This is a genomic window from Streptomyces sp. NPDC006283, from assembly GCF_040613325.1.
GTDB lineage: Bacteria > Actinomycetota > Actinomycetes > Streptomycetales > Streptomycetaceae > Streptomyces.
Window position 1 is genome coordinate 1 of record NZ_JBEXRZ010000316.1, and the last position, 5838, is coordinate 5838.

The 5838-nt window shown below is 66.5% G+C and carries 4 protein-coding genes and 3 pseudogenes; 5 read left to right on the forward strand and 2 right to left on the reverse strand.

The features are described 5' to 3' along the window. Positions 1–89: 89 nt before the first annotated feature. Positions 90–1280 (reverse strand): ETX/MTX2 family pore-forming toxin, encoded by a 1191-nt coding sequence (locus ABZ070_RS34795; protein ID WP_356639900.1) that lies wholly within the window; start codon positions 1278–1280, stop codon positions 90–92. Positions 1281–2238: 958 nt separating this feature from the next. Here ABZ070_RS34795 and ABZ070_RS34800 point away from each other — a divergent pair. From ABZ070_RS34800 to ABZ070_RS34810, 3 genes and pseudogenes are all read left to right on the forward strand, one after another. Next, a pseudogene (locus tag ABZ070_RS34800) lies at positions 2239–3432 on the forward strand (IS4 family transposase). A 32-nt stretch (positions 3433–3464) separates the two neighbouring features. Then, positions 3465–3840, forward strand: a pseudogene (locus ABZ070_RS34805) (UDP-glucose 6-dehydrogenase); the annotation flags it as partial. Between the two features lie 195 nt (positions 3841–4035). Beyond that, on the forward strand, positions 4036–4329 hold the full coding sequence (locus ABZ070_RS34810; RefSeq protein ID WP_356639906.1) for a hypothetical protein: 294 nt from the start codon (positions 4036–4038) through the stop codon (positions 4327–4329). On the opposite strand, the pseudogene ABZ070_RS34815 reads toward ABZ070_RS34810, so the two are convergent. Then, positions 4317–4502 (reverse strand): annotated as a pseudogene (locus tag ABZ070_RS34815) (UDP binding domain-containing protein); the annotation flags it as partial. The gene ABZ070_RS34810 and the pseudogene ABZ070_RS34815 overlap by 13 nt on opposite strands. Before the next feature lie 52 nt (positions 4503–4554). Here ABZ070_RS34815 and ABZ070_RS34820 point away from each other — a divergent pair. Beyond that, positions 4555–4854, forward strand: coding sequence for a hypothetical protein (locus ABZ070_RS34820; RefSeq protein ID WP_356639902.1), 300 nt, complete (start codon positions 4555–4557; stop codon positions 4852–4854). A gap of 212 nt (positions 4855–5066) precedes the next feature. After that, positions 5067–5666 (forward strand): hypothetical protein, encoded by a 600-nt coding sequence (locus ABZ070_RS34825; protein WP_356639904.1) that lies wholly within the window; start codon positions 5067–5069, stop codon positions 5664–5666. Positions 5667–5838 lie beyond the last annotated feature (172 nt).

Here is a 5838-nt window from a genome sequence, read left to right on the forward strand (position 1 = left end):
GAGGAGTCGGAGCGGCAGCCCCAGCCCCGGGACCGCACACGGGACGGTCAACCCCAGGACACTGCACGGCCGTTAGGCCAATGCGCCCTCTACTTGGGGACGTGCACGGCGTTCCAGGTTGCCGGGCTGGGGTTTTTCGTGCTCTGGACCTTCATGCGGATCGGGATCGCGTACCCAGTGGGCACTTTGTTCGTGGGGATGAGCATGTAGCCGGAGTACCATCCGACATTCGCGCGGGCCTGGACGTATACATACGCCCCACTGGGGTTGTTGTAGTCGGCTTCGAGCGTGGTGGTGCCCGCGGTCGCGTCCGAGAGCGCACGCGAGTAGTTGTATTCGAAAGTTGGCGTCACCGAAGCACTCCCGCCGGGGGCCTTGGGCGTGTAGCCGGCTGCTGCCGAGACTCCGATCTTAAAGCCCGTCGTCACGGTGTCGGTTCTGGTGATGGTGGTCGTTTCGGTTTGTTTGATCACTTGGGCGGTCGTCGTGGCCGAGGTGAAGAGTGTGGGATAGTCTGCATATTTCGAATTGGTGAATGCGGGATTGTTCGCCAGTCGCACGCCGACGAATTTACATTCAACCGCCTTGCAGGCATCCTCCATGGTCAAGTAGTTGCCGCCGAGAGTGACGGCAATGTCCCAGTCGTACCCGGATTTCTTCAGCATGTACCTTTTGCCTTGGTATGTCGCCGTCCCAGGGGAAGGAGCCAAGCCGCCGAGGGCCTTGTCGATATCAGCATTCTGACTGGTGGATCTTTCTCCTCTGCCGATCGCGTCGGCGGTGGCGGTCGCGGTGTTGGCATACGCGTCGATGCCGGTCCCGCTGGCGTTGTCGAGGGTGACCATGGGGTCGAGGGGGGCGACTGTGTTCATCCTCTGCAGCACCCCGCTCGTGGTGAGGACGCCCGGCATCGGCCTGACGGAGAAGTTGCCGGCCACTTTCACAGTTACCGCCGCGGGGTTGTTGCCCGCGACCTTTGCTAGCACCTGGCCCGAGCAGTCATTACCCGCGAAGACCCGCAGTGCCCGGTTCAGGCCGTTTTCGATCGTTAGCGAGGCCGGTCTGCTGGGGTCTATACCTACCGCATTGCGGCATCCATTGTCGGTGGGCGACCAGGTTTGCGAGACGAAGCCCAGGCCCAAAGACGACCTGTAGGTGAAGGTCACGGTGGTGCCGTCGGTCGCGGCTTGGGCGGGCGGGGCGAGGAGGATCCCCCCGATGGCTAAGGTAGCCGCGGCCGCTGCAGCGGTGAACCGTGACCGCATTCCGGTGCTGTTCATTGCGAACACTCTCCTTCCGTTCCGACCTGCGGTTGCCCTGCAACAGCAGGTCGCGTTGCGGTGGCTGGAGTCGGTTGCTCCAGCGGACGGATGCCTCCCGTGCACTGACAGGGACGAGCAGCCCTTCGGGTAGGTACGGATCGGCAAGGGTTATGACGGCAGGTGGTACGAGCCGCACCGAGGGCGAGGTGGAGGTCCGGACCATCCTGACTGTCCGGCCAGCGCCGGCAGTTGGCGGGCCTCTTGCTTCTTCCCGGCCGAGCGTGTGACCGTGCCGCTGACCTGGGCAGGGTGGCTTGGGATGTGAATGGCAGTCAGACCGCTGCGGAGAGGCGGCCCTTCCTTCGGCGGATGCGACCTGGTCAAGACGTACGCAGGGGCACGGGTAACGAGTTGTGCCGTGTGGAACCGGTCCCGGCGCGCCTCCCCCTTCCTCGTCCGCATGTCCCCGACGCGGAGCGGAGCGATCCGGTTGAGCGCGGATCATATCGCTCCGCATCAGGCGACACAATGAAAACTTTTTTATGCAGCCCTGTCCGGGCGATAGCCGCTTTTCAGGCATCAGTGCCGGTCTCGGCCAGGAGATGTTGCTGTTCGGTGTGCAGGCCCGGGTAGCGAGCGCACTGTACGTCCAGCCCTTCATGCAGGCTGGGGCTGTGCAGGGGAAGCCGCGGCGAGCCGTGCGTCTGGTGTGGGTGTGTACCTGGTGCCAGGTGCGCCGCCGCAGCAGGTACACAGCACGTTCCACCAGCCTCGGCTATCCAACTGAATTGGGCGATCTGACGGCCTGGTAGCAGGAAAGGTGCCCTGGCCTGCAAGGATGCGAGTGTTGAGGTCGTATCCGGTGTTGGGTCGGACACCTTTCTGATGCGCGAGCGTACAGGGTGGGGACGGGCCCAGGGACAATGCCGCTGACTTTGGGGTGAGTTGCTTGTAGCTGTGGTCGGGGAGGGATGCTGTGCCACAGCCCGGGCAGGTGAATCCGCCGGTTGAGGAGCGGTCGGATCGCATCGCGTTGGTGTGTTGACGCGGGCGTTCCCGGCGGAATTGGTCGACGAGGTCGTTTGCTGAGGCGGGCCGGACTGAGTAGCGGAGTCGGTTGCTGCCGGCGCGTGTAACGGTCTTATTCGTGCTGGCGATGTGCTTGTTCTCCGGGCAGGCGTATGAAGAGGTCGCGTGGTTGCTGACCGAGGGCCTGGCCTAGGCGGGCCGGTGGCGGGGAAGGTGGGAGGTGCCCTCGACCGGGGCGATCTCCCGGGCGCGTGCCCGGCTGGGTGCGGAGTCGCTGCGGGTCCTGTTTGCGCGGGTGTGCCGTCCGGTGTCGACCGCCGCGTAGACCATCGGCGCCTGGTACCGGGGGCGTTGGGTGGTGGCGGTGGACGGCACCACGCTGGATGTGGCGGACACCGAGGACAACGATGCGTTCTTCGGGCGGCCGGGGTCCGGGCGCGGGGAGAAAAAGGGCGCGTTTCCGCAGGTGCGATTGGTGGTGCTGACCGAGTGCGGCACACACGCGGTCTTCGCCGCGGCCACCCGGGCCGTGCACGGTGGCCGAGACGGTGCTCGCCGACACCCTGCTGCCGCACCTCCAGCCGGGGGATGCTGCTGCTCGCCGACCGGGGCTTTCCCGGTTACGACCGGTAGAGGACCGCCGCGGCGATGGGTGCGGACCTGTGTTGTGGCGGGTGGCGTCCAACGTGGTGCTGGTGGTGCGCGAACAATACGCCGACGGCTCGTACCTGTCGGAGATCTACGCGGCCCGGGACAAGCGCCGCGTGCACGGACAGCAGGTACGGGTGGTGGAGTACACCACCGCCGGCCACGAGGACGCCGGACCGGCCCGGCTGATCACCACGATCCTCGATCCAGACCAGGCACCGGCCGACGAACTCGCGGCCCTGTATCACGAGAGATGGGAGGTGGAAGGGGGAACTGGACGAGATCAAGGTTCACCAGCGCGGCCCGGACGTGTCCTGCGATCCAGGCATCCCGACGGTGTCGAGCAAGAGATCCACGGCTTCCTCTCGTCCACCACGCCGTCCGCCAGGTCATGCACCAAGCCGTTGTGACTGCCGGGACCGATCCCGACCGGCTCTCCTTCCTGCGTGTTGTCCGCCGCCAGGTCCCGGCCCAGGCGGCTTTTTCCCCCTGACTGCGACCAAGCTCGGCCACAAGGTTCTGGGCATGGACTCCGACCTCGACAAGGTCCACGTCCTGAACAGCGGAAAGGCCCCGTTCTTCGAGCGGGACCTGGACGACCTCCTCGCCAAGCACACCGCGTCGGGCCGGCTGAGGTTCACCGCCTCCTACCAGGAGGCCGCCAACTTTGCTGACCTGCACTTCATCGGCGTCGGCACCCCGCAGCAGCCCGGCAGCGACGCCTACGACCTCACCCACCTCTTCGACGCCGTCCGCCAGCTGGCCCCCGGCCGTGATCGCGGTCAAGTCGACCGTCCCCGTCGGCACCGCACCCCGCGTCGCCGAGCTCCTGCGCGAACACGCTCCCGCCGGGGACCTCATCGAGGTCGCCTGGGACCCCGAATTCCTGCGCGAGTCCTTCGCGGTCGAGGACACCCTCCGGCCCGACCGGCTCGTCCTCGGCTTCAACACCCCGCGCTCCTGGGCGGAGGCAATCCTCCGGCAGGCGTTCGGCAAGATCATCGAGTCGGGGACGCCGACGATCGTCACCGACTGGGCCACCGCCGAGCTCGCCAAGGGCGCCGCGAACTCCTTCCTCGCCACCAAGATCTCCTTCATCAACGCCATGGCCGAGGTCTGCGAGAAGTCCGGCGCCAACGTCGCCGAGCTCGCCGACATCCTCGGCCACGACATCCGCATCGGACGCCGCGGCATGCGGCCCGGCCTCGGCTTCGGCAGTGGCTGCCTGCCCAAGGACCTCGGAGGCTTCATCCCCCGCGCCGACGAGCTCGGCGCCGACGAGGCCGTCGGCATCCTCCGCGAAGCCGCCGCCGTCAACGCCCGCCGCCGCCAGCGCGTCACCGACCTCGTCGGCGAGGAACTCGGCACCGAGATCGGGTCTTCGACGTAGTCGAGTTCGGGGTGGAGCTTGCGGGCGTTGTCGAGGGCCTTGGGGTCGGTGACGGTGACGGCGGCGCCGAGGTCGTGCAGGGCCTGGGCGACGGCGAGGGCGGGTGAGTCGCGGATGTCGTCGGTCTCGGGCCTGAAGGCGGCACCCCAGACGGTGATGCGCTTGCCCCGCAGTCGCCGCCGTCGAGGACGCCGACCTGCTGCTGCACCTGGCTGAGTGGCAGCAGTGACCCACATCGACCCCAAGCGGCTCGCCACCCGCACCAACAGCCCCAAGGTCATCGACGCCCACGGCACCCTCAACACCGCCCAGTGGCGCGACGTCGGCTACCAGCAGCTCACAGAACTCTTGGAAGGGCTGATCACGGAGGGATCCCTGCCGCTTGGGGTGAAGGTGCCGTCAGCTCGCCAGATCGCCGAGCAGTACGGGTTCTCCCATCAATGTGTGCTCAGCACGCCTTGCGCATCCTCAAGGATCGGGGTTGGACGGTTGCTGGCCCGCGGGGAGCAACCTTCGTCGCCGTAGGCGATCAGGACGTCGTCGCGCGCACTGGTCAGGGCTCGCGCGGCCAGGCTTCACCCAAGTGACCTGGAGCTTTGCGCGATGCGGAGCCCTCGAGCAGTAGATGTACGCCCTGGCTGGCTGCGTCGACGCGCCGATGCATTCCTCCCCGCCCCACTGTGTGCCACGTATAACTTGACGTACTTGGATAAGTTTTAAGTGACGAGGAGACTCGAATGTCCCGTGGTGATGAGCTCCTCGGCCTGACCGAGATCGCCAGACTTGCCTGTGTAAGCCGGCAAACGGCGCAGCGCTGGCACAAGGCGCCGCCGCAGCACGCGAAGGACAAGAAACCTCCGCTGCCCTCCGCGCTGCAGAAGGTTGCCAAAGACCTGGGCGTCGAAGTGCCCGAAGCGCAGGAGGACCGTCCCCGCTACCCCCGCATGGTCGTGGAGGCCTACCTCAAAGCCATCGGGTACATGGAGGCCGACGGTTCGCTGGTCGAGGGAGTGCAGCAGAAGGGCGGAGGTCGGTGGCTCCCCGTGCGGCCCACCGTCGACCCGGCCGGCAGTCGCGGCCGAAAGGTGAAACTGCGCCATTACGTGCCCCACGCGGCCAAAGAACTGGGGTACTCGTCGACAGCATCCTTCGAACGGTCGCGATCGCTCGACCGGATCCCCGAACCGGACGGTCACGACGAGCTCTTCCGCCCCTTCTGGTACATCGAGACGCTCAAGGAGCACAAAGCCAAGCGAGGCCAACGGAGAAGGAAGGCCGCTGCAGAGCCTCAGCCTGACGGCTTCGATTCCGACGGCCGGCCGTACAAGCTGCTCTGAAGTCGCGCTAAGTCCGGGCGACAATGAACAGTCCGACGTCCTCGTCACCAGCGTCCTGCCCGCCGGTGCGACGCAGCTCCTCGAGCCCTTCGGACACGACCAGCCAGTCCGCATCGGCGAGCTCGACCCCGTACACCGCGTAGAACGAATGCTCCAGACTCACGCAGCTCTC

Coding starts and splice junctions, on each gene's coding strand:
- ABZ070_RS34795 (WP_356639900.1), bottom strand. CDS start 1,280: ATGAACAGCACCGGAATGCGGTCACGGTTCACCGCTGCAGCGGCCGCG.
- ABZ070_RS34825 (WP_356639904.1), top strand. CDS start 5,067: ATGTCCCGTGGTGATGAGCTCCTCGGCCTGACCGAGATCGCCAGACTT.